The sequence below is a fragment of the Rhodopseudomonas palustris genome, from assembly GCF_003226555.1.
Classification (GTDB): domain Bacteria; phylum Pseudomonadota; class Alphaproteobacteria; order Rhizobiales; family Xanthobacteraceae; genus Rhodopseudomonas; species Rhodopseudomonas palustris_I.
In genome coordinates this window covers 366,182-381,286 of sequence record NZ_QKQS01000013.1, presented here as the reverse complement: position 1 = coordinate 381,286, position 15,105 = coordinate 366,182, and the positions used below count along the sequence as shown (strand labels likewise).

Sequence of the window (15,105 nt, the reverse complement as noted above, 5' to 3'; positions counted from 1 at the left end):
ATATATCGCGCATTGTCATACGCGGACCGGACCGGCGGAGCCATCCTCTAAAAGAGGTATCTTCGAACACGGGACCCTTCAAAGCGAACGCCGCCGCCGGGACGCCCGGGGACGGCGTTCGGAAGGATCGCAGCTCAGCTCGCTTCGGCCAGCAACGACAATTGCCGCGGCGTTGCCTCGGTCTGATTGAGATCGGTGAGGCCGGTCGGATAGTCGCCGGTAAAGCAGTGGTCGGTGAACTTCGGCAACGCCGGATCGCGGCCCGGTTCGCCCATCGCGCGATAGATGCCGTCGACCGACAGGAAGGCCAGCGTGTCGGCACCGATCAGGTCGCGCATCTCGTCGAGCGAATGCGTCGCGGCGAGCAGGCCGGCGCGGTCAGGCGTGTCGATGCCGTAATAGTCGGGATGGGTGATCGGCGGCGAGGCGATGCGGAAGTGTACCTCGCGAGCACCGGCATCGCGCATCATCTTGACGATCTTCTTCGAGGTGGTGCCGCGGACGAGACTGTCGTCGATCAGCACGATCCGCTTGCCTTCGATCGCGGCGCGGTTGGCCGAGTGCTTCATCCGCACGCCGAGTTCGCGCACGCTCTGGGTCGGCTGGATGAAGGTGCGGCCGACATAGTGGTTGCGGATGATGCCGAGCTCGAACGGCACGCCGGATTGCCGCGAATAGCCGATCGCCGCCGGCACGCCGGAATCCGGCACCGGCACGATGACGTCGGATTCGACGTGGCTCTCGAGGGCGAGCTGGGCGCCGAACGCCTTGCGGACGTCGTACACCGAACGGCCGCCGACGATCGAATCCGGCCGCGCGAAGTAGATGTATTCGAAGATGCAAGGGCGGGGAGGCTGCGGTGGGAACGGCTTGTGGCTGGTGACGCCGTGGCGATCGAACACCACGACTTCGCCGGGCTCGACGTCGCGGACGTAATGCGCGCCGATGATGTCGAGCGCACAGGTTTCCGACGCCAGGATCGGGCAGCCGTCGAGTTCGCCGAGCACCAGGGGCCGAATGCCGAGCGGATCGCGGGCGCCGACCAGCTTCTTGTTGGTCAGCGACACCAGCGAATAGGCGCCTTCCAGCGCGCGCAGCGACTCGATGAAGCGTTCGATGAACCGCGTCTTCTTGGAGTGCGCGACCAGATGCAGGATCACCTCGGTGTCGGTGGTCGACTGCATGATCGCGCCGCTGCGGATCAGCTCACGGCGCAGCGTCAGGCCGTTGGTGAGATTGCCGTTGTGGCCGACCGCGAAGCCGCCGGCGTTGAGCTCGGCGAACAGCGGCTGCACGTTGCGCAGGATGGTCTCGCCGGTGGTCGAATAACGGACGTGGCCGATCGCCGAGGTGCCGGGCAGGCGGGCGATCACGTCGGCGCGGGAGAAGGTGTCACCGACGAGGCCGAGCCGGCGTTCGGAATGAAACCGGCCGTTGTCGAACGAGACGATGCCGGCGGCTTCCTGGCCGCGGTGCTGCAGGGCGTGCAGCCCCAGCGCGGTGATCGCGGCGGCATCGGGGTGCCCGAAAATGCCGAACACGCCGCACTCTTCGCGCAGCGTGTCACCGTCGGTGTCGAAAACGGTCTCGTCGAAGATATGGTGGTCGCGAGCGTCCGAAGCGGGCGTTGCGGCGTCGTCGGAAGAGCTGGGCATCGCGTCCATCGCGCCTTTCATGTGGGACACGCTCAGCGCGTGGCCGGTTTGCCCTCTATCAGCTTTTTCAGGCCGTCGCGGGCAGGTTTGCTGTAGCCGTCATTAGTTCCAGGAGCGGCCGAATCGTCGGACTGCTGCTGATCGTCTTCCGGCTTGTTCTTCTTGAACCGCTTCAAAATGGTATTTTCAGGGTCGTCCGGCAAGAGCGTCATCAGCCAGTCACCGGTTCCTTGCAGGACGGTGCGCGACTTCGCGTTGGTGACCCATTCGGGCCGCTGCTTGTCCGGCACGAGCCAGTTGAAGAACAGATACGCCACCACCACGATCAAAAGGCCGCGGGCGAGGCCGAACAGGAAGCCGAGCGTGCGGTCGAGCGCGCCAATGCGCGAATCCAGGATCATGTCCGAGATCCGCACCGTGATGATCGACACGATGATCAGAGTGCCGAGGAACACGCCGGCGATCACCACCACGGCGGCGACCGTCTCGGACGAGAAATAGGTCCGCGCCATCGGCATCAGCTTCTGGAACGCGTACAGCGTCACCAGAGCCGCGGCGCCCCAGGCCGCGATCGACAGCACTTCGCGCATGAAGCCGCGCACCATCGCCAATAGGCCCGACACCAACATCACCGCGAGAACAACGAGATCGAGGATGGTAATCGGCATCGGCAGGTCAGGTCCGCTCGGTCAGCACAACGGCGAATCGGCGTGCACGGGGTCGGCACAGGTGACGGTGGTATGGCACGCGGCGCAAGGTCAGAAAACTGTTCCGGTGTGCCTCGTCACAGCAATGTTCCGCTGGGTTAAGGCTTGGTGGCCGGATACGTTCAGCTTGCGCGGGCGTTGTATAGCTGTGCGCCCTGCAAACGTCACGCCGCTTCAACCCTCCTGGCGCCGGAATCGCGCCGGTGTTGCATTTGAGGCAGCTTTCGTCCGCGGCGTACTGTCGTCACCACCGCGCCGCGTGCCGCGCGCCGCGATGTCCGCGACCAGGCTGGAGAGGCCGCCGACCGATTGCAGCGTCAGACCGGCATCGGCTGGGGAATCGCCCCGGGTCTGTTCCGGCAGCACCGCGCGGGCAAAGCCGAGCTTGGCAGCTTCCTTCAGCCGCGCCGGGGTCTGCGCCACGGGGCGCACGGCCCCCGACAGCGAGATCTCGCCGAAATAGACGGCATCGGTCGGCAGCGGCGCGTTCGCCAGCGATGACACCAGCGCCGCGGCTGCGGCCAGGTCGGCTGCGGGTTCGTTGATGCGCAGACCGCCGGCCACGTTGAAGTAGACGTCGTAGCCACCCAGCTTGACGCCGCAATGCGCCTCCAGCACCGCGAGCACCATCGACAGCCGCGCCGAATCCCATCCGACAACCGCGCGCCGCGGGGTGCCGAGCGTGGAGGGTGCCACCAGTGCCTGTAATTCGACCAGCACAGGCCGAGTGCCCTCGATCCCGGCAAATACGGCGGTGCCCGGTGAGCCGAGGTCGCGCTCGGACAGAAACAGCTCCGACGGGTTACTGACTTCGCGCAAGCCCAGGCCAGTCATCTCGAACACGCCGATCTCGTCGGTCGGGCCGAAGCGGTTCTTGACCGAGCGCAGGATGCGGAACTGCTGCGAGCCTTCGCCTTCGAACGACAGCACCGCGTCGACCATGTGCTCGACCACGCGCGGGCCGGCGATCTGGCCATCCTTGGTGACGTGGCCGACCAGGATGATCGCGGCGCCGGTCTTCTTGGCGAAGCGGATCAGCGCCTGCGCCGCGGCGCGGACCTGGGTCACCGTGCCGGGCGCGGATTCGACCGTGTCGGTCCACATCGTCTGGATCGAGTCGATGACGATCAGCTTCGGCGTCGTGCCTTCAGAAAGGGTTGCGATGATGTCTTCCACCGAAGTCTCGGCGGCGAGTTCGACCGGCGCGGCGGCGAGGCCCAGCCGTTCGGCGCGCAGCCGCACCTGCGCGATCGCTTCTTCGCCGGAGATGTACACGGTGCGATGCCCGGCCTTGGCCATCAGGCTGGTGGCCTGGGTCAGCAGCGTCGACTTACCGATGCCGGGATCGCCGCCGACCAGCAGCACCGAGCCGCGCACGAAGCCGCCGCCGGTGACGCGGTCGAGCTCGGCCATGCCGGAGGGCAGGCGAGGGGCGTCGTTGCTCTTGCCGGCCAGCGATTCCAGCCTAAACGTCCGGCCGCGCCGCTTGGCGCGGATCGACACCGGCACGGCATTGTCACCGGCTTCCTCGACCAGCGTATTCCACTCGCCGCACGCCTCGCATTTGCCCTGCCAGCGATTGAACGCGGCACCGCAGTTTTGACAGACGAAGGAAGAGGAGGCTTTGGCCATCGCGTGCTCGGCTGGACCGGGATAGATGCGTTATTGATGTTCATAGTTTGTTCTATTCGTCAACGGTCCAGCAGACAGGCGCTGCCGTTTGATCGAGAATGCTGTGAGCTCGGGCGTTCGCCTGGAGCGCGCTCGGGAAACATCGGACATGAAGATCGCCATTCCGACCCAGGACTGGGCCACGATCAGCGGCCATGCCGGGCAGGCGTCGCGCTGGATGGTGTACGATCTTTCGGATCATCGCGACGGCCGGCCGCTGCCGCCGCCGTCGCGTGTCGAACTGACCAAGGAACAGCTGCCGCACTATTTCAAGGACGACGGGCCGCATCCGCTCGACGGCATCGAACTGATCGTCGCGGGCAGCGCCGGCGACGGCTATGTCCGCCACATGAAGAAGCGCGGCGCCGACGTGCTGCTGACCGGCGAGACCGACCCGGCGACTGCGATCGATCTCATCATCAAGGGCGAGACGCTGCCCGACCAGCGCTTCGACATCACCACCACGCTGTGCCGGCTGCGCGACTTGTTCTCGAAGCACTGACAACAGTGCTGCTTGCGTGCGAATCCATAGTGGGCTCGGCCGAAAGCGCATTAGAATAGTCCGATGATGCGTGACGATCGGGACAAGCGGGACTACGAGCGCCGCAAGTGGCTGCAGGTCGCCGGCCATTTCGGCATGGGGGCGGCGTTCGGTGCGCTGTTCGCCGGCATCGTGCTGTTCAAGAATTACTTCGGTCTGGCGGGCGTAATCGCCACCAGCGAGGCGCCGACCCTGGTGCGGATCATCTTCGTGGTCGGCGTCGCCGGGTCGTTCGCCTTCATGGCGGCGATCACCGGGTTCCTGTTTCTGGTGCACGAAGATTGAGAAGTGAAGCGAGGCCCATCCGTCATTGCGAGCGAAGCGAAGCAATCCAGCGCAGTGCACTCCGTTGAATTGCTTCGCTTCGCTCGCAATGACGTTGACGGGTGGCGTGCTCTCAGCTCGCCGGAACTGCCGGTTCGTCTGACACGACCGGCTCAGTCATCATCTTGGCGTCGCCGCCTTTGTAGATCCGGGTGTAGCGCGGGCCGAGGCTGGTCAAGACCTCGTAGCCGATCGTCCCAAAATGATGCCCGAGTTCGTCGACGGTGATGCCGTCGCCGATCAGCGTCGCCATCATGCCGCGCCTTGCGGCGTTGGCGGGCAGGTCGGTGACGTCGACCGCGATCAGATCCATCGAGATCCGGCCGGCGATCGGGCAGCGCTCGCCGGCGATGATCACGTCGGCGCCGCGGGTGCCGTCGCTGGAGCCGGCGGCGCGGAAGTAACCGTCCGCGTAGCCGGCCGACAGCACCGCGATCCTGCTGGGCCGCCGCGCTGTCCAGGTCGCGCCGTAGCCGACGCTGTCGCCGCGCTCGACGCTACGGATCTGGACGATCCGCGCTTTCAGATCGACGACGGGCTGCATCGGATTGTCGGCTTCCGGCGTGGGATTGATGCCGTACAGCGCGGCGCCGGGACGGACCAAGTCGAACGCGAATTGCGGACCGCGGAAGATGCCCGACGAGGCCGACAGTGACGCTGGCACACCCGCGAACTGGCTCGCGATCTCGCGAAACGCTGCCACCTGATTGGCGTTGAGCTGATGATTGGCGAGATCGGCGCAGGCGAGGTGGCTCATCACCAGGGTGATGCCGTGATTGCCGGCAATGATCCGGGGCACGATGCTCTGCGCTTCGACAATCGTCAGGCCGAGGCGGCTCATGCCGGTGTCGATGTGCAGCGCCGCGCCGCCTCGCCAGCCGGAGTTGCGGCAGAACACGTCCCATTCGGCGAGTTCGTACAGATCTCCGATCACCGGCCGGCAATTCAGTCTGGCGAACTCATCGCCGGAGTTCGGAAACAGGCCGTCGAGCACGTAGAGCGTCGCCTCGGGCGCGACTTCGCGCACGGCGCGTGCTTCGCCCAGCGTGGCGACGAAGAAGGTCTTGCAGCCGGCGGCGAGCAGCGCCTTGACGACCGGGCCGGCGCCGCAGCCATAGGCGTTGCCCTTGACCACGCCGGCGCATTCGGACGGCACGGCCGTCTTCTCGAGCTTGCGCCAGTTGGCGACGAGCGCGTCCAGGTCGATGGTGAGAATGCCGGAGGTGGCCGCGTCGGCCGCGGCGAACGGAGCGGCTGTGGTCGCCTCCGGCGCCGACAGGCCGGCGGCGGTGGCGTTCGGGTCGGGAACGAAGTTCATGGCGTACCTTATGCGTTGCCTGCGGCCCGTTCAACGGCAGCCGGCGCGGCTCAGATCCGCTTCGGCGTCAAATCCGTTCCGGCAGATGACTGTCGTCGGTGAGGTCGCTGAAGCGGGTGAACTGGCCTTCGAACTGCAGGTCGACAGTGCCGGTCGGACCGTGGCGCTGCTTGGCGATGATCACTTCGGCCTTGCCGTGGACCAGCTCCATATCGGTCGCCCACTTCTCGTGTTCGGGCGTGCCGGGCCGCGGCTCCTTGTTCTGCAGATAGTATTCCTCGCGGAACACGAACATCACCACGTCGGCGTCCTGCTCGATCGAACCGGATTCACGCAAGTCGGCGAGCTGCGGACGCTTGTCGTCGCGGGATTCGACCTGACGCGACAGCTGCGACAGCGCGATGATCGGGATGTTCAATTCCTTCGCCAGCGCCTTCAGGCTGGTGGTGATCTCGGTGACTTCCTGGACGCGGTTGTCACCCTTCTTGCTGGAGCCCTGAAGCAGCTGGATATAGTCGACCACCAGCATGTCGAGGCCCTTCTGCCGCTTCAGACGGCGGGCGCGGGCGGTGAGCTGGGCGATCGACAGGCCGCCGGTTTCGTCGACGAACAATGGCAGCGATTGCAGCTCGATCGAGACGTCGCGGATCTTGTCGAAGTCGGCATCGGAGATGCCGCCGCGGCGGATCTTGCTCGACGCGATCTCGGCCTGCTCGGCGAGAATACGGGTGGCGAGCTGTTCGGCCGACATTTCGCAGCTGAAGAAGCCGACGATGCCGCCGTTGATGGTCTTGGTCGAGCCATCGGGCTGCACCTCGCCGCGGTACGCCTTGGCGACATTGTAGGCGATATTGGTAGCGAGCGCCGTCTTGCCCATGCCGGGACGGCCGGCGAGCACGATCAAGTCGGAATGCTGCAGCCCGCCCATCCGGGTGTCGAGGTCGCGCAGCCCGGTGGCGATGCCCGACAGCTTTCCGTCGCGCTGGAAAGCCTTGGCCGCCATGTCGACCGCAGTGGTCAGCGCCTGGGAGAATTTCTGGAAGCCGCCTTCGTAGCGTCCGGATTCAGCCAGTTCGTAAAGCCGTCGCTCGGCGTCTTCGATCTGGTTCTTCGGCGCGAAGTCGACCGGAGCGTCGTAGGCGACGTTGACCATGTCGGTGCCGATGCCGATCAGGTCGCGCCGCAGCGACAGCTCGTAGATGGTCCGCCCATAGTCCTGGGCGTTGATGATGGTGGTGGCTTCGGCGGCGAGGCGGGCGAGGTACTGTGCGACCGTCAACCCGCCGAGATCGAGGTCGGCCGCCAGAAACGTCTTCAGCGTGACCGGGGTCGCGATCTTGCCGGCACGAATGATGCTGGCTGCGGTGTCGAAAATCGTCTGGTGGATCGGCTCGAAGAAGTGCTTCGACTCGAGGAAGTCCGACACCCGGTAGAACGCATCGTTGTTGACCAGCATCGCGCCCAGCAGGGCCTGCTCGGCCTCGATGTTGTGCGGTGCGGTCCGGTAGGCCGGCGCGCCCGGTTCCGGCGCAAGCTTGAGAACGTTCGAATCAGATGCGGCCATAGCTCTCGAATATCGGATCGATTTTGTCAGATGCGGGGCGCGACTAAAGCGCCGATTTCGTCGGGAGCGAAAGTCGCAATCGCGCGTTATGCACCAGCGCGACAAGGATGTGGATGATCGCTGGAGCCGCCGTCACCCGTGCTTGACGTGTTCCCGCAGCGTCGCGGCCGGAGTGAACCTCGGGGCGCAGTGGGACGACTGTTCAAAATGGACGGTCGAGACAGATCGAACCGCTCCAGTCGGGGATTCGTAAGAATTGTCGGCGAAGATAGGTCGAAAGACGCGATCACCGAGGCACCCGGAAGGGTGCACTCAAACAAAGTGACGCGAAACAGGGCAAGAGCGTCGAGGCACTTCGCAGCGGCTCGCGGAGCACCTCGGATGATGGACACAGCATGGCACAGCAGTATTGCCACGATCATTCCGACCGCGATTGGCTGAATTCGCTGATCGAGTCCTTCGAGCGCGCTGCAGCGGAAGAGGCCGAGCATCGGCCGTGCGATCGCGAATTGCTTTGTGCCGCGGAGGCCCATTTGGCACGGCCGCTGCCGCCGGCAGCGGATCGCGAGCTTCCGGTTCGGCTGGTCAGTTGAGAACTCCGACACCGCGCCGGCTGGTTCACTCGCCGGCAAGTTGCAGCCGCGGTCGGTGGCTGCTTTCGATCCCGCGCAATCGCCGCTCTTCTGCAGCCATGTAATCGCGGGTGATCGGCACCACGCCCTGGCGCCGGGTAAGCTGAATCTGAAACACCATGGTGTTCTGTTTCCGGAACGACATTTCCGACGCCGCCAGATAAAACTCCCACATTCGCACGAAACGGGCGTCGTACAGCCGCTCGGCTTCTTCGCGATGCGCGAGGAAGCGCTCGCGCCACGCTTTCAGCGTCTCTGCGTAGTGCAGCCGCAGGATTTCGATGTCGCAGACCAACAGTCCGGCGCGTTCGATCGCCGGCAACACCTCCGACAGCGCCGGCAGGTAGCCGCCCGGAAAGATGTATTTGGCGATCCACGGATTGGTGAAGCCGGGCCCTTCGGAGCGGCCGATCGAGTGCAGCAGCATCACGCCGTCGTGCTTGAGCAATTCGGCGCAGCGTCGGAAATAGGTGTCGTAATGGGCGACACCGACGTGTTCGAACATGCCGACCGAAACGATGCGGTCGAACGGGCCGGGAATGTCGCGATAATCCTGGAGCAGGAAGCTGGCTCGGTCCGCAAGACCGCGTTCGGCAGCACGGGCATTGGAGACCTGAAGCTGCTCCTGCGACAGCGTCACGCCGGTGACCTGGGCACCGCAAGTCTCAGCCAGATACAATCCTAAGCCGCCCCAGCCAGAACCGATATCCAGCACGCGCTGCCCGGGGAAGATCAGCAGCTTGGCGGCCACATGACGCTTCTTGGCGAGCTGGGCGTCATCGAGGCTGCTGTCGGGCGTTTCGAAATAGGCGCAGCTGTATTGCCGGTCCGAATCCAGGAACAGCGCGTACAGCCGGCCGTCGAGGTCGTAGTGATGGGCCACGTTGTGACGCGAGCGGCGGCGCGGGTTGAATTGGTGCAGCGTGCGGATCCAGTAGCGGATCAGCCCGTGGAGTTTGGCCCAGCGCGGCGTCCAGTCCGGCTGGTCCATCGCGATCGCCAGCAAGTCGGCAATCGAGCCGCGCTGCATCACCAGATCGCCGTCCATATAGATCTCGCCCAAGGCGAGTTCAGGATCGCGCAGCAGGCGGCGTTGCGCTACGGCGCTCGCGAAGCGTGCGTGCACCGGCTCGCCGGTGCCGTCACCGCAGGTGAACGTGGTGCCGCTCGCGGTTGTGAAGACGATCGTGCCGCGTCTGATGAAGCGGCTCAGGAGCAGACGAAATAATCCGTCCATCGGTAAGCCCCGGCATCGGGCGCCGACCATTCAGCAGCGCCTCGACTGCTACAACACCGGCCTCGCGGCTTGGTTCTTAGAGCATCGCCGCGCGGCGTGAGTGAAAGTATAATCAAGATCGAAGATACCATCACTGACATCAGCGTGAGGCTGGTATGCTGCCTCGATCATGCACGGTAATGTTCCATCTCTTCGCTTCCAATCATCACACAATTCGCTAAAAGGTCCCCGCCGCGACTGCGGTGATTTTTTGCATCGGAGGGCTAAATGGTGAGCCGATTGCTCAGTTCGGTAGCGGTACTGCTCGTGCTCGGCGCCGCCGTCGCACAGCCCGCCCGAGCCCAAAATCTGGAAGCGGGCAAGAGCTCGGCACAGATCTTCTCCAGCACTTGCGCGGTGTGTCACAAGAGCCCGCGCGGTCTCCTGCGCACCGTCCCGCCCAACGCGGTCGCCTCATTTCTGAGGCAGCACTACACCACCAGCAGTGACATGGCCGCCATGTTGGCCGGCTACGTGGTGTCGAATGGCGGTGCCGATGTTCGCGGCAGGCAGGAGTCTCCTTCCGAGCCGAGGCAGCGACGCAAGCGGCGCGGCGCTCAAGAAGCCGTTGCTCCGGAGGAGGCCGCGCCCGCACCGCAGGCTGAAGAGCCGAAGGTCCAGCGCGGGCGTAAGTCCCGGCGGCGCGCCGCGCCGGTCGAGGCGGAGAAGCCCGCCGAGGCCGCTGCTCCGGCTCCGGGCGCAGAAGCCGAGCCGGCTGCTGCCCCCGAGCCGGCAGCCAAGCCGGCCAAGAAGCGCCGCGACAAGAAGCGCCATCACGAGAAGCCGGCGCAACCCGAAGCAGCCAAGCCCGAGACGCCTGCGGCCGAGCCCGGCAAGGAGGAGAAGGGCGCTGCGCCGAAGCAGGGCGGTGGCAAGCCCGCTGCGGCTCCGGCGGCTGAAACTCCCGTGCGCCCCGATCCGGTGCCTGCCGTGACCCCGGCGCCGAAGGCTGCGGAGCCCGAGCCGGCCAAGCCGGCGGTGCCATCCGAAACCAAGTCGCCCGAGTCCGCTGCGCCGGCCGCCGCCGCGCCGCCGGAATCGGCGGCCCCGCCGCCGTCACCGGCCGGTCCGCCAGCCAACAGGTCGGAGGCGCCGTCGGCTCCGTCCTCGACCGAGGTGGTGCCGCCTCCGGCGCCGCCGCCTTCCGGCTCCGCCGACACACCGGCGAAATAATCGATGATTTGATGCGATGGGGCCGCTTCGATGCGGCCCTTTTCGTTTCTGGGCGATAGTCCCTGCGCTCTTCAGCAGGTGCCCCGAACGGCAAAGGGCCCGGCCTGATCGCTCAGGCCGGGCCCCGTTCCAAGGACGCGAGCGTTGCTTACTGTTCGGCCGGCTGCTCTTCGTCGAACTGGGCATCCGGATCGAAGAATTCGCCGGCGGCGGCGAGCGCTTCGGCGGCGGCGTCTTCATCCTCGCGGCGGGTCGAGATGTCCTCACCGCGGTTGATGCGCTCGGCTTCCTCGGCGCTGCGCGCCACGGTGACCGACACTTCGACTTCGACTTCCGGATGCACGGCGACCTGGATCGGGTGCTTGCCGATGGTCTTGATCGGGGCGTCGAGCAGCACCTGGCTGCGGTTGATCTTGACGCCTTCGGCATCGAAGCTGACGACGATGTCGCGCACCGACACCGAGCCGAACAGCTGGCCACCTTCGGAAGCCTGGCGGATCACCACCACATTCTGGCCGTCGATCTTCTCGGCGACCTTGGCGGCTTCGGCCTTCGCGGCGATGTTGCGCGCCTCGAGGTCGGCCTTCATGTGCTCGTACTTCTCGCGGTTGGCGGCGGTGGCGCGCAGCGCCTTGCCGCGCGGCAGCAGGAAGTTACGTGCGTAACCGTCCTTGACGCGCACCAGCTCGCCCATCTGACCGAGCTTTGCGACACGTTCCAGCAGAATGACTTCCATGATGATCTCCTCGTGTGTTTGCTAAGAAGTTTGAACTAGTGAGTAGGCGGAGGCGGCATCGAACGGCGCTGGAAGTAGCGCTGCCGAAGATTGAGAAAGGCGTCGCCCAGACCGAGCGCGACCAGGCCGACGGCGGGCCATACGAAAATCAGCATCAGCGCATAGGCTGAACTCAGCAGGAACAGGCGGCTACGCGACGCCATCGTTATCGTGTGGAGCGTCGCAGCGCCGGTCAGCCCGTAGGCGACGAACAGCGCGGCGCTCGCAGTCTTGCCGAACATCGAGGTCAAACCGCCGACGAAGCTGAGTGCGAGCGCCAGCGACAACACCGCCAAAGTCATCGGCGGCAGCGTCACGGTCCGCAGATCCGGCCACGGCCGGCCCAGGCGGTTGGAGGCCGAGGTGATCTTCGCTGCCAGCCACAGATTCAGCGTCAGCGTCAGCATGGCAACGGTGGCGGCGGCGGGCGGCGCGATCGTCACCAGCGCGTCGACCAGGGCGGCGTCGCTGCCGGGCGTGCTGCCTGGGCCGAGCGTGCGCTGAAGGCCGTTGCGCAGGCCGTCATTGATCGCGCTGCCGTCGGCGCCGAGGGTGAACAGCGCGGCCATCGTGGTGGTCGCGGCGAATCCGGCCATCCACACCACCAGACGGCCGATCGGGTACCACTCCAGCGCAGCGGGCTCGCTCTGCGCGGCTTCCGCCGGCCGGGCCAGCAGCGCGAGGTGACCGAGCCAGCAAGCCGGTACGGCGATGGTGACGACGAAGGCGATGGCGTAGGGGAAACTGACGAGGGCGGCGAGGCCGATTGCGGCCACCAGGCCGCCGATCGCGGCGGCGAGCACACCCCATCCGAACGCGGCCACCATCAGCGGCAGCGGCGCCAGATAGAACAGCAGCAAAGAGATCAGCGCGCCCGAAACGATCGAGGCGAACATCAGCGCCGAAGCGCAGCCTGCGGCGAGCGCGATCAGAATGTTGATCATCATCAGCTGTCCCGCTCCCTTCGAGCGGTTAGAGGCGCTTTGCCCCAACCATCGGCGACCGGACGACCCGGAAGCCTTATGAGAAAAAGAGGTGAGCCCCGCGGCGCTGACGCCGCGGGGCTACTTCACTTAGCGGATCACGTAGGGCAGCAGACCGAGGAAGCGGGCGCGCTTGATGGCGCGCGCGAGCTCGCGCTGCTTCTTGGCGGACACGGCCGTGATGCGGCTCGGCACGATCTTGCCGCGCTCCGAGACGTAACGCATCAGCAGCTTGGAGTCCTTGTAATCGATCTTCGGCGCATTCGCTCCCGTGAACGGGCAGGTCTTGCGGCGGCGGAAGAACGGACGGCGTGCACCTGCTTCAGCCATGATGCTTACTCCTCGACTGCTGCTGCGGGGGCTTCGGCGTCTTCACGCGGACGGCGCGGACCACGATCGCCACGGAAACCGTCGCGGTCGCCACGGCCTTCGCGATCACCGCGGAAGCCGCCTTCGCGCGGACCACGGTCGTCGCGCTCGCGGTCACGATCGGCCTTGCGCATCATCGCCGAGGGGCCTTCCTCGTGCTCGTCGACGCGCACCGTCAGGTAACGGATGACGTCTTCGTTGATTCGCTCCTGGCGCTCGATTTCGGCGACCACCGCGGCGGGGCCGTCGATGTTCAGCAGCACGAAATGCGCCTTGCGATTCTTGTTCATGCGGTAGGTCAGGGAGCGCAGGCCCCACGACTCGGTCTTGGCGACCTTGCCGCCGAGACTTTCGATCACACCGGTGATCTGGGTGGTGAGCTCTTCGACCTGCTGGGCGCTGGCATCCTGGCGCGCTAAAAATACATGCTCATAAAGAGGCATGGTTGTCCTTTCTCGTGTTAGCGCAAAACCGGCGGCAAGCCCTTCGAACCCTTCGGAAAGGACTCGACTGCTCAGAAGGCGGAAGCACGGGACGACGAGCCGACTGGCCCTGCCGCATCAAAATCGCCAAGGGAGACAAGACCCAGGGGAGATCATGGTGAGACCGTCCGTTCAGCTCCCGGCCGGGATCTGCGGATGCGCCGTTATACGGATTTCGGCCGACTTGGCAAGGGACGGAAAGCCAGAGTTCCGGCCACAAGTCGGCCGGCGTGGGGATCCTGCCTGCCAGACGAGCGATCCGAATCAGGTCCCATTCCCCGCGCACGCCGAGATGGAGCGACGAGACGCATGCCGGGGGCTGGGGCTCGTTATGCCGCAAGACGGCGGCGTGTACAAAAGGTCGCCTTTCTCAGAAGCAATTGTCGTTCGCTGATCCATCGCATGAGGAATACTCGTTCATGGGCTGGCGATTGCATCACTGGATCGGCATTGATCAGTTTCCGAGGAGCCGTTGTCATGCCGTTGTGCGGTCAAGCATTTCATGCTGCCGACAGGGCATTCTCTCGAGCTGCTTACGGGGCCGCGCCACATCGGGCGCAGCAAGCCTGTGCTTCGCGGCCGGAACGAACGGATGTTAGACGGCAGTCAACTTGACACGACAGGGCCGGGCGGTGTCTTACGGCCCCGACTTCAGAGACAGGTTCAGGAATCCAGATGACCGCAGCATTCACCTTTCCGGGGCAGGGGTCCCAGGCCGTGGGCATGGGCAAGGCGCTGGCTGATGCCTTTCCGGCAGCACGGGCGGTGTTCGACGAGGTCGACGCCGCGCTCGGCGAAAAGCTGACGGCGATCATCTGGGAAGGCCCGGCCGAAACCCTGCAGCTCACCGAGAATGCGCAGCCAGCGCTGATGGCGGTGTCGCTGGCGACGATGCGCGTGCTCGAGACCGAGGCGGGTCTGTCGGTCGGCAAAGACGCCGCCTTCGTGGCCGGCCATTCCCTCGGCGAATATTCGGCGCTGGCGGCTGCCGGCAGCCTGAGCGTGAGCGACACGGCGCGGTTGCTGCGGATCCGCGGTCAGGCGATGCAGAAGGCGGTTCCGGTCGGCGTCGGCGCGATGGCCGCGCTGCTCGGGCTCGATTACGACACTGCCGTCGCGGTGGCGGCCGAAGCGGCGCAGGGGCAGGTCTGCCAGGCTGCGAATGACAATGGCGGCGGGCAGGTCGTCGTCTCCGGTCACAAGGACGCGGTCGAGCGCGCGGTCGAGATCGCCAAGGGCAAGGGCGCCAAGCGCGCCATGTTGCTGCCGGTGTCCGCTCCCTTCCATTGTTCGTTGATGCAGCCGGCTGCCGAGGCGATGGCCGAGGCGCTCGCGGGCGTCACCATCAACGCGCCGGCGGCGCCGTTGGTGGCCAACGTTCTGGCGTCTCCGATCACCGATCCCGACGAGATTCGCCGCCGCCTGGTCGAACAGGTCACCGGCACCGTGCGCTGGCGCGAGTCGGTGGCCTTCATGGCGTCGCAGGGCGTCGGCCAGTTTCTGGAGATCGGCGCCGGCAAGGTGCTGAGTGGTCTGGTGAAGCGCATCGCCGATGGCGCGACTGGTATTTCCGTAGGCGGCCCCAACGACATCGCGTCGGCAAAGGACGCGCTGGCGGCCGGACGCCCGGCATAA

At 65.7% G+C, this 15,105-nt stretch carries 14 protein-coding genes; 4 read left to right on the top strand and 10 right to left on the bottom strand.

The window, feature by feature from the left end; genetic code table 11:
* Positions 1 to 134: 134 nt before the first annotated feature.
* From purF to radA, 3 genes are all read right to left on the bottom strand, one after another.
* Complete coding sequence (purF, locus tag DNX69_RS09480; RefSeq protein ID WP_110786048.1) at positions 135 to 1,664, bottom strand: amidophosphoribosyltransferase; 1,530 nt, start codon at positions 1,662 to 1,664, stop codon at positions 135 to 137.
* A 23-nt stretch (positions 1,665 to 1,687) separates the two neighbouring features.
* Positions 1,688 to 2,323 (bottom strand): CvpA family protein, encoded by a 636-nt coding sequence (locus tag DNX69_RS09475; RefSeq protein WP_110785743.1) that lies wholly within the window; start codon positions 2,321 to 2,323, stop codon positions 1,688 to 1,690.
* A gap of 213 nt (positions 2,324 to 2,536) precedes the next feature.
* Positions 2,537 to 3,994: a DNA repair protein RadA gene (gene radA, locus DNX69_RS09470; protein WP_110785742.1), complete on the bottom strand. Its 1,458-nt coding sequence runs from the start codon at positions 3,992 to 3,994 to the stop codon at positions 2,537 to 2,539.
* Positions 3,995 to 4,142: 148 nt separating this feature from the next.
* On the opposite strand from radA, the gene DNX69_RS09465 reads away from it, so the two are divergent.
* Together DNX69_RS09465 and DNX69_RS09460 are read left to right on the top strand one after the other, a co-directional pair.
* Positions 4,143 to 4,535 (top strand): NifB/NifX family molybdenum-iron cluster-binding protein, encoded by a 393-nt coding sequence (locus DNX69_RS09465; RefSeq protein ID WP_110785741.1) that lies wholly within the window; start codon positions 4,143 to 4,145, stop codon positions 4,533 to 4,535.
* 63 nt (positions 4,536 to 4,598) lie between these two features.
* Positions 4,599 to 4,859, top strand: a complete 261-nt coding sequence (locus DNX69_RS09460; RefSeq protein ID WP_234826908.1) for a hypothetical protein — start codon at positions 4,599 to 4,601, stop codon at positions 4,857 to 4,859.
* Positions 4,860 to 4,971: 112 nt separating this feature from the next.
* Here DNX69_RS09460 and alr read toward each other — a convergent pair whose 3' ends face one another.
* The 3 genes from alr to DNX69_RS09440 all read right to left on the bottom strand — a co-directional run bounded on the left by alr (position 4,972) and on the right by DNX69_RS09440 (position 9,649).
* Positions 4,972 to 6,216: an alanine racemase gene (gene alr, locus DNX69_RS09455; RefSeq protein ID WP_110785740.1), complete on the bottom strand. Its 1,245-nt coding sequence runs from the start codon at positions 6,214 to 6,216 to the stop codon at positions 4,972 to 4,974.
* Positions 6,217 to 6,283: 67 nt separating this feature from the next.
* Entirely contained in the window at positions 6,284 to 7,780 is a 1,497-nt protein-coding gene (locus DNX69_RS09450) for a replicative DNA helicase (protein ID WP_110785739.1), read from the bottom strand.
* A gap of 618 nt (positions 7,781 to 8,398) precedes the next feature.
* Positions 8,399 to 9,649: an SAM-dependent methyltransferase gene (locus tag DNX69_RS09440; RefSeq protein ID WP_110785737.1), complete on the bottom strand. Its 1,251-nt coding sequence runs from the start codon at positions 9,647 to 9,649 to the stop codon at positions 8,399 to 8,401.
* 267 nt (positions 9,650 to 9,916) lie between these two features.
* Between DNX69_RS09440 and DNX69_RS09435 the strand changes: the two genes are divergently transcribed.
* Positions 9,917 to 10,861 carry a hypothetical protein gene (locus DNX69_RS09435; protein ID WP_110785736.1) on the top strand — a complete coding sequence of 315 codons (945 nt, stop codon included), beginning with the start codon at positions 9,917 to 9,919 and terminating at the stop codon, positions 10,859 to 10,861.
* 148 nt (positions 10,862 to 11,009) lie between these two features.
* Here DNX69_RS09435 and rplI read toward each other — a convergent pair whose 3' ends face one another.
* The 4 genes from rplI to rpsF all read right to left on the bottom strand — a co-directional run bounded on the left by rplI (position 11,010) and on the right by rpsF (position 13,431).
* Positions 11,010 to 11,597 (bottom strand): 50S ribosomal protein L9, encoded by a 588-nt coding sequence (rplI, locus tag DNX69_RS09430; RefSeq protein WP_110785735.1) that lies wholly within the window; start codon positions 11,595 to 11,597, stop codon positions 11,010 to 11,012.
* A gap of 35 nt (positions 11,598 to 11,632) precedes the next feature.
* Positions 11,633 to 12,583, bottom strand: a complete 951-nt coding sequence (locus DNX69_RS09425) for a hypothetical protein (protein ID WP_110785734.1) — start codon at positions 12,581 to 12,583, stop codon at positions 11,633 to 11,635.
* 126 nt (positions 12,584 to 12,709) lie between these two features.
* On the bottom strand, positions 12,710 to 12,949 hold the full coding sequence (gene rpsR / locus DNX69_RS09420; RefSeq protein ID WP_011158623.1) for a 30S ribosomal protein S18: 240 nt from the start codon (positions 12,947 to 12,949) through the stop codon (positions 12,710 to 12,712).
* Positions 12,950 to 12,954: 5 nt separating this feature from the next.
* Positions 12,955 to 13,431 (bottom strand): 30S ribosomal protein S6, encoded by a 477-nt coding sequence (gene rpsF / locus DNX69_RS09415; protein ID WP_110785733.1) that lies wholly within the window; start codon positions 13,429 to 13,431, stop codon positions 12,955 to 12,957.
* A 714-nt stretch (positions 13,432 to 14,145) separates the two neighbouring features.
* Between rpsF and fabD the strand changes: the two genes are divergently transcribed.
* Positions 14,146 to 15,105 (top strand): ACP S-malonyltransferase, encoded by a 960-nt coding sequence (gene fabD, locus DNX69_RS09410; RefSeq protein WP_110785732.1) that lies wholly within the window; start codon positions 14,146 to 14,148, stop codon positions 15,103 to 15,105.